General features: G+C 40.4%; 14 protein-coding genes. 11 read left to right on the plus strand and 3 right to left on the minus strand.

The window, feature by feature from the left end:
• The first annotated feature begins 207 nt into the window (after nt 1-207).
• From LVD17_RS22150 to LVD17_RS22170, 5 genes are all read left to right on the plus strand, one after another.
• A complete protein-coding gene (locus LVD17_RS22150; protein WP_233761405.1) occupies nt 208-1431 on the plus strand; it encodes an efflux RND transporter periplasmic adaptor subunit in 1224 nt (407 codons plus the stop codon).
• A complete protein-coding gene (locus LVD17_RS22155) occupies nt 1391-4588 on the plus strand; it encodes an efflux RND transporter permease subunit (protein WP_233761407.1) in 3198 nt (1065 codons plus the stop codon). The genes LVD17_RS22150 and LVD17_RS22155 overlap by 41 nt, the downstream gene beginning before the upstream one ends.
• A gap of 26 nt (nt 4589-4614) precedes the next feature.
• Entirely contained in the window at nt 4615-5982 is a 1368-nt protein-coding gene (locus tag LVD17_RS22160; RefSeq protein WP_233761409.1) for a TolC family protein, read from the plus strand.
• 173 nt (nt 5983-6155) lie between these two features.
• The gene (locus LVD17_RS22165; protein WP_233761410.1) at nt 6156-6623 is read left to right on the plus strand and encodes a pyrophosphohydrolase domain-containing protein; all 468 of its coding nucleotides are present in this window, start codon (nt 6156-6158) and stop codon (nt 6621-6623) included.
• A 55-nt stretch (nt 6624-6678) separates the two neighbouring features.
• Nucleotides 6679-7824 (plus strand): sensor histidine kinase, encoded by a 1146-nt coding sequence (locus LVD17_RS22170; protein ID WP_233761412.1) that lies wholly within the window; start codon nt 6679-6681, stop codon nt 7822-7824.
• A gap of 1 nt (nt 7825) precedes the next feature.
• Here LVD17_RS22170 and LVD17_RS22175 read toward each other — a convergent pair whose 3' ends face one another.
• The gene (locus LVD17_RS22175; protein ID WP_233761414.1) at nt 7826-8614 is read right to left on the minus strand and encodes a phosphatidylserine decarboxylase; all 789 of its coding nucleotides are present in this window, start codon (nt 8612-8614) and stop codon (nt 7826-7828) included.
• Nucleotides 8615-8740: 126 nt separating this feature from the next.
• On the minus strand, nt 8741-8974 hold the full coding sequence (locus LVD17_RS22180) for a hypothetical protein (protein WP_155177380.1): 234 nt from the start codon (nt 8972-8974) through the stop codon (nt 8741-8743).
• 670 nt (nt 8975-9644) lie between these two features.
• Between LVD17_RS22180 and LVD17_RS22185 the strand changes: the two genes are divergently transcribed.
• From LVD17_RS22185 to LVD17_RS22200, 4 genes are all read left to right on the plus strand, one after another.
• On the plus strand, nt 9645-10544 hold the full coding sequence (locus LVD17_RS22185; RefSeq protein ID WP_233761415.1) for a hypothetical protein: 900 nt from the start codon (nt 9645-9647) through the stop codon (nt 10542-10544).
• Between the two features lie 161 nt (nt 10545-10705).
• Nucleotides 10706-12649 (plus strand): carboxy terminal-processing peptidase, encoded by a 1944-nt coding sequence (locus tag LVD17_RS22190; protein ID WP_233761416.1) that lies wholly within the window; start codon nt 10706-10708, stop codon nt 12647-12649.
• Nucleotides 12650-12889: 240 nt separating this feature from the next.
• Nucleotides 12890-15103: a S9 family peptidase gene (locus LVD17_RS22195; protein ID WP_233761417.1), complete on the plus strand. Its 2214-nt coding sequence runs from the start codon at nt 12890-12892 to the stop codon at nt 15101-15103.
• Nucleotides 15104-15265: 162 nt separating this feature from the next.
• Nucleotides 15266-15673 carry an OmpA family protein gene (locus LVD17_RS22200; protein WP_233761418.1) on the plus strand — a complete coding sequence of 136 codons (408 nt, stop codon included), beginning with the start codon at nt 15266-15268 and terminating at the stop codon, nt 15671-15673.
• A gap of 11 nt (nt 15674-15684) precedes the next feature.
• Here the strand turns inward: LVD17_RS22200 and LVD17_RS22205 are convergent, their stop codons facing one another.
• Nucleotides 15685-16113, minus strand: coding sequence for a VOC family protein (locus tag LVD17_RS22205; RefSeq protein ID WP_233761419.1), 429 nt, complete (start codon nt 16111-16113; stop codon nt 15685-15687).
• Nucleotides 16114-16735: 622 nt separating this feature from the next.
• On the opposite strand from LVD17_RS22205, the gene LVD17_RS22210 reads away from it, so the two are divergent.
• Complete coding sequence (locus LVD17_RS22210; protein ID WP_233761420.1) at nt 16736-17902, plus strand: sigma-54-dependent transcriptional regulator; 1167 nt, start codon at nt 16736-16738, stop codon at nt 17900-17902.
• Between the two features lie 19 nt (nt 17903-17921).
• Nucleotides 17922-19748, plus strand: a complete 1827-nt coding sequence (locus LVD17_RS22215; protein WP_233761421.1) for a LamG-like jellyroll fold domain-containing protein — start codon at nt 17922-17924, stop codon at nt 19746-19748.
• The last annotated feature ends 14 nt before the right edge of the window (nt 19749-19762 follow it).

Raw genomic sequence — 19762 nt, forward strand, 5'->3', positions numbered from 1 at the left:
TGCAAGCTGGCATGTCAGTGAAAACTGGTTCGTTATATTTACTTCACACATTCATGGAAGTAATAAAACTACAGGTTTGGTGTATACATTCACCATCTTTTTTCTCCGCTTAAGTAATAAAATCAGTGGGTTCAGCATTTTTTTTCTCTGAAATGAAACTAAATGGTATTATATCAGTCTCTATTGTTAGGTTTATTTAAATAAATTATGAAATTACGGCAAATTGTTATTATCGCGATAGGTTTATTCATACTGATCGGTTCTTTTTTCTTGAGTGGGATGTTAGGAGGTATGAAAGAGCCACCTAAAGTGGAGCCACCAGTAGAAGTTAAAAAATATGTAAGGACTGAGCCAGTTTCATATAAGCCCATTCAAACTGAAATTGTAGCGTTTGGCAGGGTAAGAACAGCAGAGTCTTTGGATATGATCGCTGAAGTATCCGGAAGAATGTCGGCCGGCGCAGTACCATTAAAAGAAGGACAAAGATTTAAAAAAGGAACGCTTTTATACAAAATTGATGATACAGAAACCAGATTAAATCTTCAGTCTCAAAAAAGCACCTTTCTGAAGGATCTTGCAGCCATACTTCCTGACTTGAAAATAGACTTTAGTGACAATTATAGTGCCTGGGAAAATTATTTCGGTTCTATCAATCTCAATGAGTCTTTGCCGGAACTTCCTGATTATAAAAGTAATAAGGAGAAAACATTTTTAGCGACACGAAATATTTTTAGTTCATACTATAGTATTAAAAGTGCAGAAGCTAACCTTAGGAAACATCGATTCTATGCACCATTCAATGGTACAATCTCATCTGTCAACCTTCAGTCCGGTTCTTATGTAAATCCGGGTAATAATATTGGTAAATTATTGAGGTCAGATAAGCTTGAGTTACGTGTTGACGTAGCTACTTCCGATATAGACTGGATAGATATAGGGTCTCCTACCAGAATAATTTCTGAAAATGGACAAGAATGGACAGGTACTGTGACACGAATAGGAGAGTTTGTGAATCAACAGACCCAATCCATAGATGTTTTCATCAGTGTTAAGTCTGGGGAAAACAGAATGTACGATGGTGAGTATCTAAAAACGATCATTCCCGGGAAAGTGGTTGAAAATGGCATGATAATACCACGAAACGCGATTTTTAACGGCAATGAAGTTTTTGTACTGAATGACAGTACCCTGAACGTAAAGCAAATCAAAATTCACAAGTTGAATGCAGAAACTGCCATATTCTCAGGGCTTAAGGAGCAATCAGATCTGGTCGTAGAGCCGCTGATCAATGCTCATAACAACATGAGAGCTTTTAAACTGGAGAGTGAAAGGGATATAGACCTGGAGAAAAAAAAGGCTCAGATAGCAAACTGGTTAAAAATTAAACTCAATGGTAAAAGGTATACAGAATTTAATAGAGTATTTTGTTAAATACCCTATACTGGCCAATATTGTTATTGCTATCACGCTGCTGGCTGGTCTGGCCAGCTTGCTAGGCACGAAGAAATCATTTTTCCCTACCCAGAAGGATAAGAACATTATTATCCAGGTGGCCTATCCCGGTGCATCGCCGGAGGAAATGGAAGAGGGCGTGACCCTGAAAATTGAAGAAGCCTTAACCAGTATTGCCGGCATAGATGAAGTTTCTTCTACTTCATCGGAGAATTCAGCCAACATCAATATTCTAACCCTGGAAAATTATGATATTGATGAAGTCTATACAGATGTTAAAAATGCAGTAGACGGGATAAGCTCGTTTCCGGTAAGCGCGGAAAAGCCAATTATCTATAAGCAAAGGCAGCAGTCCGTGGCGCAATGGCTGGCATTGACAGGAGATGTGGATCTGCGGGTGCTGGAGCAGTATGCAGAGGACATCAAAGACGATTTGTTGGCTTCTGGTGTTATTTCACAAGTGAGTGTTAGCGGACTTCCGGCCAGAGAGATCTCAATTGAAGTTTCAGAACAGGACCTCAGCCGCTTCGGGTTAACCTTCGATCAGGTGGCTACTGCCGTACGCCAAAATAATCGTGATATATCTGCCGGATCGATCAAAGCCGAAAGTGAGGAGATATTGATCAGGTCTAAGGCAAAAGAGACTGATGCGGCACTGATAGCTGAAATAATAATCCGTTCTAATCCGGATGGAAGCAACCTTCTTTTAAAGGATGTTGCCCGTATAAAAGAACAGTATGCAGATCAACCCAATAAGGCTTTGCTCAATGGAAAGCGGGCCGTCTTTATTCAGGTTAGCAAACTTGAGGAAGAGGACCTGCAGCAAATATCAGAGTTTGTAACCCCGTATGTGGAAACGTTTAACGAAACCCATACAGGTGTACAGCTTGACCTTACCTGGGACTTTATGACTATGCTGAATCAACGCCTGGAGTTGCTGACAAGTAATGGTGTTATAGGACTATTATTGGTGTTGATAGCATTAGGTACCTTCCTGAGCTTAAGGCTGTCTTTCTGGGTGGCATGGGGTATCCCGTCGTCATTCCTGGGAATGTTTATATTGGGCTCGTTTGTGGGGCTTACCATTAACATGATATCGTTATTCGGTATGATACTCGTAATTGGTATCCTTGTGGATGATGGAATTGTGATTGCCGAGAATATTTACTCCCATTTTGAAAAGACCAGGAATCCTATTAAAGCTGCCGTAAAGGGCACCATGGAAGTTGTTCCTGCTGTTTTTACTTCAGTTACCACTACCATAGTCGCCTTCCTGCCACTTCTTTTCCTGACTGGTGGGTTCGAGTTTTTAAGAGATATGGCTTTTGTGGTTATTTTTAGTCTCGGTTTCTCTTTGGTTGAGGCATTTTTTGTGCTTCCAGCACACCTGGCCAGCAAGAGCGTACTCAGTGTTAAGAAAGAAGATACCCGAAGCTATAAAATCAGGAGTATCATCAACAAGGGAATTGATTTTTTACGATTCAATCTCTATGGTAATGCGTTGAAATATACGATGAAATACAGGTTCATTTCCATGTGTATTCTGATGGCATTGTTTTTAATTACGGCAGGGTTATTTCAGGGAGGTTTTATTAAATCTACCTTTTTCCCTCAGATACCATTTAACAGCTTTAATATAAACGTAGCTTTCAAACCAGGAGAAAGAGAGGCTAAAGTAGAGGCCTATCTCGAAAGGTTCGATAATGCGGTTTGGGAAGTTAACGAAGATTTAAAAAAGGATCTGGAGACTGAAGATGATATCGTCAATTATACTTTTGGCTCAGTTGGTAATACCAGCGATGGTTCCGAGTCAGGCTCGCATGCAGGTAATATTAATGTGTTTTATAAGGAGCTGGATGATTACGGTATTAACAGTTTTGACCTTATTAATAGAATAGAGAAGAAAATAGGGGCTGTGCCCGAAGCCGAGAAGTATAATATAGGTGGTGGTAACCGATGGGGCAAGCCCGTGTCTGTGAAGCTACTGGGTAAGAACTACGATGAGCTACGTACCGCAAAGGAGTTTTTAAAGCAGGAACTGGGTAAAATCTCAGACCTGAAGGATATAGAAGATAATGTTGCCATCGGCCGAAGGGAAATGCTCTTTGAGCTCACTCCCGAAGCTTACTTTTTAGGCCTTACACATAATGATATAACTACACAGATCAGGCAGGGTTTTTTTGGTGAAGAGGTGCAGAGGTTGCAAAAAGGTGATGATGAAGTTAAAGTATGGGTGAGGTATCCCAGTTCCGGACGTCTTAACATCGGACAACTTGAAGATATGAAAGTTAAGACCCCGAATGGTGAGCAATACCCACTCTCTCAATTATCCGAATATAAGGTAGAAAGAGGTATCTCCGGAATACGCCATTTCAATAGCAACAGGGCTGTTACAGTTGAAGCTGACCTGGTTGATCCTTTTGCGGAAGTTCCTCCTATACAAGAGAAAGTGCAAAATGACATAATCCCTCAACTACAGGCAAAGTTCCCTACGGTGAAAGTTGATTACGGCGGCCAGGCTAAAGAAAGTGCACGTGCAGGTCAGGAGATAGGATTGTTTTTTGGAGGTGCATTTCTGCTGATATTCTTTATTATCATGATCACTTTCCGTTCTTTTTACCAAGCCGTAATGATCATCATGATGATACCCCTGGGTTGGATTGGAGCATCAATAGGTCATGGTATTGAGGGACATCCTGTATCACTTTTAAGTGCCTGGGGTATGATAGCCCTCTCCGGGGTAATCATTAACGATGCCGTGGTGTTTCTTGCCAAATATAACTCTCTCGTCAAAGACGATGGTCAATCTGTATATGATGCAGCGTATAATGCCGGTATTGCAAGGTTTCGCGCTATTATGCTTACCTCAATAACTACCGTGGTTGGGTTATGGCCTTTGATTATTGAAAAGAGCTTTCAGGCCCAGTTCCTGATCCCTATGGCTATTGCAGTTGCCTATGGGGTTTTGATTGGTACATTTATCATACTTTTGTTTTTCCCGGTGATCATTCTTGTATTTAATGATGTGAGAAGGTACGCCAAATGGCTATGGACAGGTAATAAGCCAACACGAGAGGATGTGGAAAGAGTACTCATTGATGAGCGAAGAGTGGAAAAATACAGGGAATCAGCCTGATATACTTCTTAAATTATTAGCTAAGGATGAAATATAATTGTTTAGTATTTTTTATGGTATTGCTGTCATCGGCACAGGCCATCTGTCAGCAGGAACTATCACTTTCCGAAGCCGTACAAATAGGGCTGGAGAGAAACTATGACATCAAAATTGAGAACAGGAATGTAGAAATAGCAGAAAATAATAACAGTTGGGGAGAGGCCGGACGGTATCCCACGGTTACACTAAACCTTAGTCAAAACAATTCATTGACGGATAATGTAAAGACCGCCAGTCCATTCCAGTTGCAGGATCAGACTATTTCCAACAGTCTGAACCCCTCCGTTAACCTGGACTGGACATTGTTTAATGGGTTTAAGATCAATATGAGCAAGCACCGTTTGGAGCAGCTTCAGGCCCAGTCGAAAGGTAATGCTGATATTGTGATAGCCAATACCATTCAGTCTATAATTTTAGGGTATTATAAAGCAGTTCTGGAGAGAGAACGTTTAGATGAGTTTCAGAAACAATTGAACCTTTCAGGTGATAAATACGAGTATACTAAAATAAAATCGGATTTGGGAAGCGCTGTAAGTACCGATCTGCTGCTTGAAGAGGCTAATTACCTGACGGATTCAACTAATTTTATCAACCAGGAGCTTAACTATAGAAATGCGATAAGGGATTTGAATGTGCTCCTGGCAGAGCAGGATATTGATAAAATGTATGTATTAACTGACGAACTGGAAGTTGATATCGAAACCTACGAAATGGCTGATCTGATGGCCAAGTTGAATGCTGAGAACGTAGACTTAAAGAAGCAGTTTATTGCGCAACGCATACTTGACTATGACGTAGCCATCAGGAGGGCAGATCGCTATCCTCAACTGAGTTTTAATGCAGGCTATTCACACAACCGCAGCAGGGTAGACCTGAGTAATGCTACATTTCCTTCTGATGATGGTAGCAGCACACCCGGGCCTGCAGATCCGTTAAATGCTATAACAGACACCTATTTTGCAAATTTTACTCTTTCATTTACACTGTTTAATGGAGGTAAGATAAACAGGGCTATAGAAAATGCACTTATTACTGAAGATATTGAAAATATCAGGACAGAGCGACTTAAAAACACGTTGTACCGGGATCTGGCCAAGGCCCATGACGAATATGAGATAAGGACCAGACTTTACAGGATCAGTGACCGGAGAAAGCAGGCTACTGAAACTAATCTTCAAATCTCAGAAGAGAAGTTTAAAAATGGTACCATAAACTCTTTTGACTATAGAACAGTTCAAAACGATAACCTCACGGCTGCCATACAAGAGCTTCAGTCTCTGTATAATGTCATTGATTCAAAGGTTAGTTTAATGAGGTTGACCGGGGGAATTATAGAAACCTATATTGCTGAGTAATTTTATTATCCTCTGATGTTAAAATGAAACCCATGATTATTATGGGTTTTCTTTTTCCACTACAATTTAATGTTTAAAATTGCACCGATCAACAAGCGTGTGGCGTCAGAGTGTTGTCCCTATTTCTGCGTTATTTAATACACGTAAATAATTGAAAATAAAATACATTACACATGAAACAGCCAGATTCTCTTTTACAGGTAGCCGAGTTCCACAAAACATTCCAACACCCAATACTAGACAACCCAACCATTCCTGATGAAAAGAGATGTGCCTTAAGAGTGTCCCTGATCGCTGAAGAACTGAAAGAGCTGGAAGAAGCCATTAAGGATAAAGACATTGTAGAGATAGCTGATGCTTTGTGTGATATTCAATACGTCCTCTCCGGTGCCGTACTGGAGTTTGGCCTGGGCGAGAAGTTTAAGGAACTTTTTGATGAGGTGCAGAGATCAAATATGAGCAAAGCCTGTGATACGGAGGAAGAGGCCATTGCAACTGTGGAGTATTATAAAACAGAAAAGGATACAGCGTGCTATTATGAGAAAATAGACGGTAAATATCTGGTATTTCGAAGCTCAGACAACAAAACAATCAAATCAATTAACTATTCTCCTGCTGATTTAAAATCTATTCTTAAATAATAGTTTCTATTTTATTCTTGGAAATTATTAAATTATAGAATATTGATGATTTTAAATGTCGAAAGAAATTGAAGATCTGAAAGCTGAAGTTAAGCGGTTAAAGGAGATGCTTGACCGTAACAATTCATCTGAGGCAGATCAAACATTCAAGGATTTATTTGATAATAGTACGGACCTGATCTATATACACGATGAAAATGGTGTGTTTATAGATGTTAATCAGGCCGTGGTGGATAAGTACGGATACGGCAAAGAGGAAGTTATTGGCAATACACCTGTAATGTTTTCCGCTCCTAATATGAATGACATAGATGAGGTCGTAAGCAAAACGAGAATAGTGTGGGAGGGTGGTGAAGCACAGTCTGTAGAGTGGTGGAGTATACGGAAAGATCAAACCATTTTCCTTAAAGAGCTTATATTAAGAAAAGGAAAATACTTTGGCCGTGACGTCATTGTGGCAACAGGTCGTGATATTACAGAGCGAAAGGAGGTTGAAAATAAGCTGCTGAAAAATAATGAAGAATTAAAAAACCTTAATGAAGCGCTCGATGCATTTGTTTATAGCGCCTCTCATGACCTGAAAGCCCCTTTGATGTCAGTAAAGGGTCTGATAAATCTGATGGAAGTGGACAGGGAAACAGACATCAACTATTATCTGGAGCGAATCAAGCTGGCTATAGAAAAGCTGACGGATTTTGTTAATGACCTCGTGGAGTATTCCAGAAATACACGGACAGAGTTAAAAGTCGAAAAGGTCAATTTCAACCGGCTAATGATTGAGGTGCTACATAATTTTGAGTTTTTGCCCGACGATCAAAAGGTTAAAAAAGATATCAGCATCGATCCTATTGATAATTTCTTCTCTGACCGCTACAGGATATTTATCGTCCTTAATAACCTTGTTTCAAATGCCATCCGCTACAGCGATGGAACAAAAAGTGAAAGCTATATCAAGGTCACCATTACTCAGGATAGAAATGAAGTAGTGATAACCGTCGAGGATAATGGTATTGGGATAGCCGAAGAACATTTTGAAAATATATTTGACATGTTTTATCGTGCTACAGATACAAAGACAGGCTCAGGACTTGGTTTATATATTGTTAAAGAAACTTTACTCAAGTTAAGTGGAACTGTAAAATACACTTCTGAGGTCAAAAAAGGCACTTGTTTTGAAGTGAGGTTACCCAGTTTGCAGTGATCTAATAAGCTGATCCCATTTGTACTTTACTGCCATTTGCAGTTTTACTTTCAACAGGCGCGGCCATGCAGCAGGTTGATCCCAGTAAAAACATCCCAATTTCATCACCTATAGATAATCGAGCTCCTTCCTTAAAAACTCTATCAAGAACAATAGTACCTACAGCTGGTCCACCTACTATGGAAAGGTACCAGGGGCGGCCCTTTTCATCTTTGAGAGAAACATTTACCCTCTCATTACGGATTGCAGGCAATGAAGGGTCCGTTTTGTAGACCCATGGCCTTAACAATACGAGCTCTCCTGATATGCGCTCAGAAGCCACAGCAGTGCCATTGACAGGAGAATGAATACGGTGATAGTTGTTATTGTGTAGAAACACATTTGAGAAGTAATAATCATCAGGAATTTCCATTCCGAAACTTCCAAAAATAGTTCGTATATGCCTTCGGTCTCCCTTTACATTAACCTCAGGTATGTCGGCTATTCGTCCGCTATCGCATAGCAAGCCTTCGCATGGCCAGATATACGGTGAGTCTATTTTAGGTGGCTTTATATACTTTCGTGTAAAGAAGTCTTGAAAGCTACTGTAGCCATCATGGCCGCTTTCCGATTGAAATAATTTCAGATAGCTACTGTCCAGTCCGTTAAGCTTGCAGTATGGTGGGATGATGTGGCGGGTAAATGCCTTATTGTATATTTTGGAATAGACTTTAGACACTTGCTTTTGCCAGTATGCCGGGATTATTCCCCAAACATTTAATGATACGAAACGATAGAAGGGTGTTGTCATTGAGTGTTATTGTTGAACCTGATAGGTTTTACGGGCACTGCTTTCAAAAGATGAAGTTGAAAGCTGCTATTAGACCAACAGCTTATAGCGAATGATCAATGACAAAAATTATAATACGGAAATATCCTAAATGTAGAATTCCAGTTGGAAAACGGGGGATGAAGTGGCTTGAAGAGGCCGTACGGCCAGTATGTTGGCGTTATTAAATACATCTATAAATTCAGTCCGGCTAATGCGCTCCTTGCTTTGTCCAGGTTTGATCTTATGGTACTGCATACGACCGGACTGATTTGCAGTGGCACTATAGACAAAATTATATCTGAAAGGAATAGGGGAGGGTACAAACCTCAAGTTACCCATATAAAGCCTCCTTTATTAATATGAATTCTTAAAATCAGCGTATAGCATACTGTTCTGTATTGAATTGTACTGGGCTAATAGGGTGTATGCTGAATTGGGAACATAATTAAAACGCTGTTTAAAACTTTCTACTTCAGCAGACAACTCTTTAACATAAAACCTGATTTGTTCCAGATTCTTACACCTTTTTGGTTTTTCAAAATTTTGCCTGGCAAAACTTGAGAACTGCTCGTCTAATTTCTTTTTTTCAAACTCGCTCATTGTTGTGTGTATTATTGCACTTAATTATATCGTAATAATAGCTATTTAATCTAATTTAAGCAATTATTGCATATAATTTTTGTGAAAAAATGCACAAAATTTTAACAATCAGTTTTCCAGCTTAAAATCAATTGATTAATTATAAATATCTGATATACAGAAATTTGAATTCTATTAATTAATGTGTTTATTTCATTGTGAGGATGTAAGCTTATTGCAACTACAGCAGCCCATCACGGCCTTTTTGGATTATGAGCTTCTTCAGGGGCCTTTAGAATGGAATAAGACACGCTAACTTTTTGCCGCTTATTATTTATTGAAGTATTTAATTAGATTACTTATGAAAGGGGATTACCAACTATTTAATTATATTTAAGAATTATAAAACTAACAAAATAAAAAAGTGACTATGGAAGACTCTACGACAGGTGGCTTTCTCTCAACATGGCATTTATTGATGATAATTGGAGCTATCTTCTTTTTTGTATTATCCATTATTATCTTTATTTACCACCAACTCCGTATATCTGCTATTGCCGGCTTCAAAGAGAAGTACGATTACATCAGAAATAATGAAATCAAAACGTATAAGATCTGCTTTATCTGCATAGCTGTAGCTGTGGCAATGCTCATCAACACATATGGTAAGGGATCTCTTACTTTTGATCCTGTTTGGTTTTTTGTTCGGTTATTTATATCAATTGCCGGCGGTACGCTGGTAGGCTACATTGCGGCTTTGGTGCTGGAGTACTACTACCCTACCAAGCTGAATAAAAAACTTCGAAAGTGGAGATATACCCCACGTATAAGTCCGGAAAGTGGTAACAGGATGAGGCTTCTGAGTGAAGACGAAGAGGATGTCCATCTCGACGAGGGTATGAAAGCTGAGGAAAATGTCTTTTCTGTCGACTATGATGTTTGGATTGATGAGGATACAGGCTACACCCAGATCGAAAAGTATCCCGGTCATCTTGAGGCGCTCCAGTGTGGTAACTGTGGCTTTTATACGTTGAAGGTTGTACGCGAGGAGATTATTGAACCACCAACAGAAATTAAAGAAGGTGAACTGATCAAGCATTATGAATGCCAGTACTGTGGGTCTGTCAGGGCTACTCAGTTTCACATTGCCAAGGAAGAGAACTATGAGGGCTTTAAGCCTGAGAAAACCCAGTTTAAGAAAAATGCCCTGGTTAGTGTAGTCAAAGTAGAGATTCATGGTTCGTCCGGTGAAAGAAAGAGCTATACCTTTCAGACTGTTGAGCAGGCCAGAAGTTTTCTTGATGAATTTGATTTTGAAAAGGCCGGGTAGTCTTAAACATTAATTTTATATAATTTAAGTGAGTTGTTGCAGACTTATGTGATCAACAGTTCGTTGTTGCTGTGTATAAGTTTTTTTAACATCCGGCACCCTTTTCGTTGTATATTCGTTATACCTCAAAATATTTAATACAGAAAAAGAAGAAGAGAAGCATGAAGAAGATCGCGATACTCGTAGCACCGATTCTGGTACTTTTAAGTTTTATTACATACAGCTCCAATCCAGTTCTTGATTTCAATACTTCATTGAATGATTCTACTGAAATCGCTCCAAAGTCATTTTATGGAAATGAGGCCAAACTCATAACTCAAATACTTGATACATATCATTATAAAAAAATAAAGCTCAACGACTCCTTGTCGTCAGTTATCCTGACCGATTACATTGAAACACTGGATAACAATAAATCCTACTTTTTAAAGTCTGATATCGACAAATTTGAACAATACAGGACTAAGATTGATGACTACCTGGAAAATGGCAACGTAAATCCGGCGTATGAAATCTACAATGTTTTTAAAGAGCGCTTTGACAACCGGATGGCTTACGTATTGGATAGCCTGGTTTACATGGATTTTGACTATACAGTGGATGAGTACTATAATACTGACCGTTCAAAAGGTGCCTGGCCAACCTCTGAGAAAGAGCTTGACGAGCTATGGCGCAAAATGGTGAAGAGCCAGGCATTATCATTGAAACTAAATGGTAAGGATGAGGAAGGCATAAAGGAAACCATCAAAAAAAGATACGAGCGATTTAGCAAAGCAGCTCAGCAACACCGCTCGGAAGATGTATTCGAGGTGTTTATGAATGCAGTAGCTGAAGCTTTTGATCCGCATACTAATTATTTTTCACCCAGAACTTCCGATCGTTTCAAACAAAATATGAGCCTTTCGCTGGAAGGTATAGGCGCAAGATTGCAGACAGAGGCCGACTTCACTAAAGTCGTACAGATACTTCCGGGAGGGCCTGCTGAGAAAAGTGATCTGTTACACGAAAACGACCGGATTACAGGTGTGGCGCAGGGAGACGACGGAGAGATGGTAGATGTGATCGGATGGAGAATAGATGATGTTGTACAACTTATCAAAGGGCCAAAGGGCACTACTGTAAAGCTGGAGATACTGCCTGCGGAAACGGGAGTAAACGGGCCTACTCAGGTAATCACACTGGTCAGGGATAAGATCAAACTTGAAGACATGCAGGCTAAGGCTGAAATAATTCCCCTGAAGAAAAATGGTAAAGAATACAAGATCGGGGTTATCACATTGCCCAGCTTCTATATGGATTTTGAAGCCTATCAGCAGGGAGACCCAAATTATACAAGCACTACCCGTGATGTGAAACGACTGGTCAAAGAGCTCGAAGCAAAAGGCATAGATGGCCTGATGATGGATCTTAGAAATAACGGAGGTGGCTCTTTAGCTGAAGCCATTGACCTTACGGGATTATTCATAAAAAATGGCCCGGTTGTTCAGGTGCGTACTTCTACCAACAAAGTGGAAGTTGGCGAAGATGAAGATCCTGAAATTATATATAATGGCCCTATGGCGGTTATGATCAACAGATTTAGTGCATCGGCCTCAGAGATTTTTGCTGCAGCCATTCAGGATTATCACCGTGGGGTGGTGATAGGAGAGCCAACTTTTGGAAAGGGAACAGTACAAAGTGTGATAGACCTTGGCAGATATTTGCAAGTGCCTGAAGGTGAGGAAGTAGGTCAGTTGAAACTAACACTACAAAAATTCTACAGGGTTACAGGAAGCAGCACTCAGCACCTGGGAGTAAGTCCGGATGTGAACCTACCTTCCGCTTTTGATGCTGACGAGTTTGGAGAAAGTGCCAGTAAAAGTGCGCTGCCCTGGGACCAGATCAACAGCACAACTTTTAATGTTGGGCAGGAAGTATCACCGCAGTTGGTACTCAAGCTCAATGACCAGTATACCAAACGGTTACAGACCAGTGCAGAGTTAAAAGCTTTGGTAGAAGATACCAGGGAGTTGAAGCTTAACCTGGCTAAAACACAAATCTCATTAAACGAGGAAAAAGAAGAAAAGAAATTGAAGAGGCTGAAAAACGTGAGGCTAAGCGAGTGAGCCTGTCTGGTACCAGCATTCAGAAAGAAAGTGAAGGCAACACCGATGATATCAATATCGATGATCAGTATCTTAAAGAGGGCGTTATTATTCTAACCCAAATGATAACTGAAATCGGGTAAAGATTATAAATAACTTAAAAAAGGGAGAGCGGAGGAAAATCGCTCTCCTTTTTTTGTTTCTGCAGACACGAAAAATATCTTACTTTTAAATATCAAATTTTAAAATCTTATAATAATTATGATAAAACGCAAGCTATACATGTTGCTCGTCGTTTTGATGTGCTTTGGGTATGGGTTTAGCCCGGCACAGAAGAAGGAAGAGTATAAAAATCTGAAAGAGGCCTTATATTCCGGCAGTAAACTATCCGGTGGCAGCGGACCTCAAAGTGTTAACTGGATAGACGGTGGGGATCGTTTTTCGTATATCTCAAGTGAGTCGGAGACTCCGGAGATAAGGTCGTACAATCCCAAAACTCAGAGCGACGATCTCATCTTTAAGGCAGAAGGAGTGAATTTTCCCGGGCAGGATAAGGCTTTTGAATACACCTCTTTTCAATGGTCAAAAGACTCCAAATACATACTGTTTCAGACTAATTTCAGGCCTGTATGGAGAAGATCAGGTATATCCGATTTCTATTTCTATTCTGTAAAGGACAAGTCCCTAAAGCTGGTGGCAAAAGATGCACAAACCGCGGAAATATCTCCGGACGGTACCAAGGTTGGATATGAGCGTGACGGAAACCTTTTCATTTTTGACTTTGCTACTCAGAAAGAAACGCAATTAACTTTTGACGCAGAAGATTACTTTTACAACGGACGCTTCGGCTGGGCCTATGAAGAAGAGTTTGGCCTTGCTCAGGCGTGGATATGGTCTCCGGATAGCAAGTACATTGCATTTTGGCAGTCAGACGAACGTGAAGTGCCCATTTTCCAAATGACTGATTACGCCGGACAGCATGCCAGGTATGTTAATGTACCTTATCCTAAGGTAGGGGACATCAATCCCTCTGTACGTATAGGCGTGCTTAATGTAGCCAGGAAGAGTACTCAATGGATGGATGTAAAGCTTGACGGAGGGTACATCCCCAGGCTGTACTGGACTTCCAAACCCGGGCAATTGGCCATTGTTCATCTCAACAGAAAACAAAATCACCTCAAGCTATTTTTTAACAATGCGGATACCGGGGCGGGTAAGCTCATCATAGAAGAGAAGTCTGAAACCTGGATTGACATATTCGATTTTTTTGCAGGCATCATGCACCTGTTTTTCTTCCCTGAAGATAAGGAAGAATTTCTCTGGATATCTGACAGAGATGGCTGGAGTCATATTTACAGGTATGACTATAGCGGTAAAACCCTCAATCAGGTAACTAATGGAGAGTGGGAGGTAACCCGTGTGGAAGCAGTTGATTCAAAGAATGGTGTTATCTATTTTACAAGTACTGAAGCTTCGCCACTTGAAAGGCATTTATATGCAGTCAGCTTTGAAGGAAAGGATAAGAAGAAGTTGACTACGAACCGGGGAAAACATCATCTTGATGTAGCGCCGAATGGCAGGTATTATATTGACTCTTATTCCAACACCGACACGCCTCAACAGGTGGAGTTGCTATCCACAAAGGGTAAAATGCTCAAGAAGTTTGAGAATAATGACGATGTGAAAAAGTTTACGTCTGATAACTTTTATGCACCTAAGGAGCTGATCAGCTTTACTACATCTGACGGTCAGAAGCTTGACGGTTACGTGATCAAACCCAAGAATTTTGATCCAGATAAGCAATACCCTTTGGTACTGAATATTTATGGCGGTCCCGGTGCCCAGTCGGTTTACGATGAATACGCCACCAATAGCTGGGAGCAGTACCTTGCGCAGGAGGGTTATATAATAGCGAGCGTCAATAACCGGGGATCAGGAGGTTATGGTAGCGCTTTTGAAAAAGTTGTATACAGAAATCTCGGAGAGACGGAAAGCAGGGATTTTGTTGAAACGGTTAAATATCTGGCCTCTCAGTCATGGGTAGATGGCGATAGGATGGCTATCAGAGGGCATAGCTATGGAGGGTATATGTCCAGCTATACCATGCTAAATCACCCGGATGTGTTTAAAGTATCTCTGGTGGGGGCGCCTGTAACGGATTGGCGGTTGTATGACAGCATCTACGCTGAGCGTTATATGGACCTGTTGGAAGATAATGAGCAGGGTTATAAGAAAAGCGCTTCAACGGCTGCTGCCGGTAACCTGAAAGGAAAGATGTTCATAGCACATTCTGCCATGGATGAAAACGTACATATGCAGAACACCATGCAACTGGTAAAGGCACTGATTGACAACGGTAAAGATGCCGATCTGAGGATATACCCTCCAGGTGCTCATGGAGTGGCCTATGACGGTGTAAGCTACGTTTTGCTTTACTCTCAGTATGTAAATTACCTGGACGAGCACTTGAAATAGCCATTAAGGACAGTTTTGTGCCTTATCTAAATCCATTCATTTGCCTAAACCGGGCTGTGAATGGATTTTTTATTGTCAGATGTAAACCGAATTACTCGTTCCGGATAACCATGATAGTTTTAAGTCGTTTATAATGTTGAAAGCAGACACCATCATACCATCATGAAACGGTTACTCGCAATTCTTATTATGGTATTTTCTGGTCTTGAGGCATCATCTCAGGACTCTCTGATCAGGACGAGCATATACTTTGGTGGTGGCAGCTATTATATTGATGAATTTCAGGTTGAAGAACTTCAGCAGTTTATAGAGAGTATAGAACGTTTGGAAAACTATGAAGTCATCGTGTTCAGCCATACTGATAATATAGGCGGACGTGAGTATAACGAGTGGCTCTCCAGAATGCGTAGTGGAGCTGTTATCGAGGAACTCCTGGAAATGCAGGTTCCTGCCGAACTGATCAAAACGCGGAATTTTGGCCTATCCAATCCATTATATACAAATACCTCTCATAATGGCCGCGTTATGAACCGCAGAGTTGATGTCATACTATGGCCAATCGTATTTTAACCCCAATAAATTTACTTGGTGGTTTTACCCTCATACATGTCTGTGAAGATTTTGTCAATGGGCTCCCAAAGCTCGATCTTGTTGTTTTCAGGATCAAGTATATGTACGAACTTGCCATATTCATAGGTTTCTATTTCATCCAGCACCTTTACACCAGCGGCCTTCAGGTCTTGTACCAACTCTTCCAGGTTTTCAACCCGGTAGTTGATCATAAAATCTTTGGTTGAGGGAGCAAAATAGGTGGTTTTTTCTTCAAACGGGCTCCATTGTAAGTACCCCTTTTTATCGGGGTGATCCGCCTGGCGAAATTCAAAGAGAGAACCATATTCATTGGTTACCAGGCCGAGATTTTCGGTGTACCATGTTTTCATTTTGTCCGGGTTTTGGCATTTAAAAAAAATTCCTCCTACACCGGTTACTTTTTTCCTGCTTTCTGACATAGCTGGTGAGTTTTTAGGGTTAAGTGTATTAGTCTAAAGATAAACTATTTAGGGAATTTGCTGATGCTAAAACCTGTAAAACCTGCGTATAGAACCGTATGTGTATAAGTATATTAATAGATAAAGTGAAGATAAACTTACATTGTTGCCTTTTGTGTAAAAGTTAATATTCTGTAAGATGTATACCGGATACCGGGAGCTCCTTATACTTTGGTACATACATTCATTGTTTGTAGTGCAATGGGATTAATTGTCTGATATACAGAATTTAACACTTTAAGCTTTAGTTGAACTTATCTGTATTTACTACTATCCGGCTTTCGAGCTTAGTCAGGATGATGATGTAATCTGAAGGGCGCCGTTTTTACAATTGTATTCAGCCATACCCTGCTATACCTAAAACATTACATATAGGAGGATATTCGATAATAATTAGGTTTATTTAATAGAAGGCCTTTATGGTGGTTTTGAGGGGGCATTTTTATCACGTTTTGCTGAAAAATGTGTCAAAAATGCCAATAAACAACCCGCTGAACCTTCTGTTACCATTTGAAATTATTACCTATTAACGGTGGGAACTTATGATAGCAGAACTAAATATTATAAAGAATAAAAGAGAGCTATGATTAAAACTTTTGTGGTCGATGATGATCCTGTCTATGCTATGATGATTGGGGAAACCCTCAAAAAGCACGAACTCTTAGAGTTTGAATTTTTTACGAATGCAGAGGATTGCCTGACCAACTTAAATCAGAGCCCTGATATAATTACCATTGATTTTCATTTACCTGATGCCAATGGCCTTGAATTACTGGAGCGTATCAGGAAAGTTGATTCAGGTATTTATACGGTTCTTATCAGCGGACAAAAGCAACTGGAAGTTGTTGTCGAGGCTTATAAACAGGGGGCATCATCATATCTTATAAAAAATGAAGATACGCTGGTAGAGCTGGACAATACAGTTAAGAACCTGATTTCAGCTATCAGGCTAAAGCAGGAGGTAGAATCGCTGAGGGAGCAGGTGTTTGAGAAGAACAAGTATAGCAATATCCTGGGGAGCAGCTCTGCTATCATGAAAGTGCTGAAAATGGTGCAGAAGGTTGAGTCTAAAAACATTCTGGTGATGATTACCGGTGAAAGCGGAACAGGAAAGGAATTGTTTGCCAGTGCAATTCACTATAACTCACCTCGCAGGAAGAAGCCTTTTGTAACAGTAAATATGGGCGCAATACCGCATGACCTGGTAGAAAGTGAACTTTTCGGACACGAGAAAGGAGCTTTTACAGGTGCATCGTCCAAACGAATAGGAAAATTTGAAGAAGCCCATCAGGGAACTATATTTCTTGATGAGATTGGCGAAATAGACCTGGATATGCAAAAGAAACTCTTGCGTGTATTACAGGAACAGGAAGTAGTAAGGCTGGGAAGCAATAAAGCCATAAAGCTTGATGTACGCGTAATAGCGGCTACTAATAAAGACCTTGTAAAGGAGGTGAAGGAAGGCCGCTTCAGGGAAGATCTTTTCTACCGTCTTCAAGGCTTTTTACTACAATTGCCACCTCTCAGAGACCGTGGTGATGATGTGATCATTATGGCGAAGGCTTTTCTAAGGGAGTTTCTAACACAAAACAAGATGGATGACATGAGAATTTCAAGAGGTGCCATGGAGCAACTGATGAAGCATAACTGGCCCGGCAATGTAAGGGAGTTAAAATCCATAATAGAACGAGCTGCTTTAATGGCAGATGGTGATGAAATACAGGAAGAAGACCTGATTTTCTCTACGTAATTTTTTAAACTTTAATTATATGAAATTGAGACAGAACCAAAAACCTACCGTTAAAACCAACACAAGTGTTGTACTTAAATATGCTGCTTTAGGGCTTCTAACCATTGCCCTGGTCTTTTCCGCAGTATTCATTTACAATAATTTCATTAACATAGGAGACACCAGGGCGGAGGGAGATACCGGAGCTATTGCTGGTGGTGGTTTTGCTATTCACTTCGATGGAGAGGAAGATCATATTGCCCTGCCTTTCTCTGTTGATAAACAAGGATTAATAGATTATTTCACTGTAGAGGCCTGGATAAATACGGCTTCTGAAGGTAAAAAAGGTGATAAAATAATGCCGATCCTTGATTTTGACAAAAATGAATACTTCAGTATATATATTGATGGGAAAAGTGGAAAAGTAAGTTTTGTTACAACCGATGAAAAAAAATCAACTGACAATTTAACCTCCAAGGAAAAGGTGAATGATGACAACTGGCATCATATAGCCGCTGTTTACGATGGCAGAGATAAATACCTTTATGTTGATGGCAAGGAAGTTGCAAGTTCAAAAAATCCACATAAAGGAAAACATCTGGGTACAGGGAAGGAACGATATGGTTTTATAGGAACAGAGTCAGATTCTGAAGACCGTAAAAAGGATAACAGTTACTTTAAGGGAAGTATCGACGAGTTACGTATCTGGCATGATGCAAGGTCATTAAGCGAGATTCGCCGAACCCTCACGGAAAAACTTACAGGAAAGGAGGATAAGCTTTATCTGTATTTTCCTTTTAATGAGGGAGAGGGCAAAATAGTAAAGGACGCAATATCAGGAATTGAAGGTTCCTTAAATAGTGAAGATAAAAGGTGGATAGCATCGGGTATTTACATTGGCGATAACAGTGTATATGATTATAGCAATAGAAGCTTAACTTTTAAAATATCAGGAAAAGGTGCTGTAACAGTTGAAATCACGAAAGGAAGTCCTGACGGAATACACATATACTATGTAGGACAAAGCCCTAACTACGTGACAATTCCTGAAGGTATCCAGTCGCTTGAAGAGTTTTACTGGGGAGTGTATGCTATGGGCAATGTGGAGTATAGCTTTTCTTATGATTATGACAGTTACGAAGGAGAGTTTGACCCTCAGGCAGTTGAGCTTGTAGAACGTGCCAATAGTGCTTCTGATTGGGTAAATTCCGACGCCTACAGAATTGCAGGGCAGAGCCAGATGTTGGTGGCCAATCAAAAGGGTACGGAATATGCCCTGGCATCGTCTGCTGTAGTGATGCCGATAGAGTTGGCCAGATTTGATGCCAAAGCTAAAGGAGATGATGTAGAAGTAACATGGACTACCTCTTCTGAGCTTAACAATGACTTTTTTACTATTGAGAGAAGCAGCGATGGCAGGGATTATTCGATAGTGAGTACGATTAACGGTGCGGGAAATAGTAGCGAACCATTGTCATATACATATTTAGATACCAAGCCCTTAAGTAGCAGGGCCTATTATAGACTAAAGCAGACAGACTATGATGGTAAGTTTGAATATTTTGCTCCTGTAATGGTCGAAGGCACCAGTGCTGCGCCTGAAAATGTACAGTTAACGGTATACCCTAACCCGTCATTGAATCAGGTTATAACGGTGGTATTAGAAGGGTTACAGGAGGGCAATGATGCCAGCGTGGCAATGATGGACCTACAGGGAAATGCTGTTTTTACTGAAAATGTGATCTCTAATGGTATGGGTAGCCTCGAAGTTAAAATTGACCCCTCTAACATATCAGGGGGTAACTATCTAATAGTGGTTACCACTGCTGCTGACAAATACACAAAACAGGTTATTTTGAGAAAATAATCGGGACAAAAATG

The organism is Fulvivirga ulvae, from assembly GCF_021389975.1.
In the GTDB taxonomy this organism is placed as follows: domain Bacteria; phylum Bacteroidota; class Bacteroidia; order Cytophagales; family Cyclobacteriaceae; genus Fulvivirga; species Fulvivirga ulvae.

Excerpts from the sequence above, each read along its gene's own strand:
- LVD17_RS22180 (WP_155177380.1), bottom strand. The coding sequence starts at position 8,974 with ATGGGTAACTTGAGGTTTGTACCCTCCCCTATTCCTTTCAGATATAAT.
- LVD17_RS22185 (WP_233761415.1), top strand. The coding sequence starts at position 9,645 with ATGGAAGACTCTACGACAGGTGGCTTTCTCTCAACATGGCATTTATTG.
- LVD17_RS22160 (WP_233761409.1), top strand. The coding sequence starts at position 4,615 with ATGAAATATAATTGTTTAGTATTTTTTATGGTATTGCTGTCATCGGCA.
- LVD17_RS22150 (WP_233761405.1), top strand. The coding sequence starts at position 208 with ATGAAATTACGGCAAATTGTTATTATCGCGATAGGTTTATTCATACTG.
- LVD17_RS22215 (WP_233761421.1), top strand. The coding sequence starts at position 17,922 with ATGAAATTGAGACAGAACCAAAAACCTACCGTTAAAACCAACACAAGT.
- LVD17_RS22165 (WP_233761410.1), top strand. The coding sequence starts at position 6,156 with ATGAAACAGCCAGATTCTCTTTTACAGGTAGCCGAGTTCCACAAAACA.
- LVD17_RS22155 (WP_233761407.1), top strand. The coding sequence starts at position 1,391 with ATGGTAAAAGGTATACAGAATTTAATAGAGTATTTTGTTAAATACCCT.
- LVD17_RS22205 (WP_233761419.1), bottom strand. The coding sequence starts at position 16,113 with ATGTCAGAAAGCAGGAAAAAAGTAACCGGTGTAGGAGGAATTTTTTTT.
- LVD17_RS22175 (WP_233761414.1), bottom strand. The coding sequence starts at position 8,614 with ATGACAACACCCTTCTATCGTTTCGTATCATTAAATGTTTGGGGAATA.
- LVD17_RS22170 (WP_233761412.1), top strand. The coding sequence starts at position 6,679 with ATGTCGAAAGAAATTGAAGATCTGAAAGCTGAAGTTAAGCGGTTAAAG.
- LVD17_RS22190 (WP_233761416.1), top strand. The coding sequence starts at position 10,706 with ATGAAGAAGATCGCGATACTCGTAGCACCGATTCTGGTACTTTTAAGT.
- LVD17_RS22195 (WP_233761417.1), top strand. The coding sequence starts at position 12,890 with ATGATAAAACGCAAGCTATACATGTTGCTCGTCGTTTTGATGTGCTTT.
- LVD17_RS22210 (WP_233761420.1), top strand. The coding sequence starts at position 16,736 with ATGATTAAAACTTTTGTGGTCGATGATGATCCTGTCTATGCTATGATG.
- LVD17_RS22200 (WP_233761418.1), top strand. The coding sequence starts at position 15,266 with ATGAAACGGTTACTCGCAATTCTTATTATGGTATTTTCTGGTCTTGAG.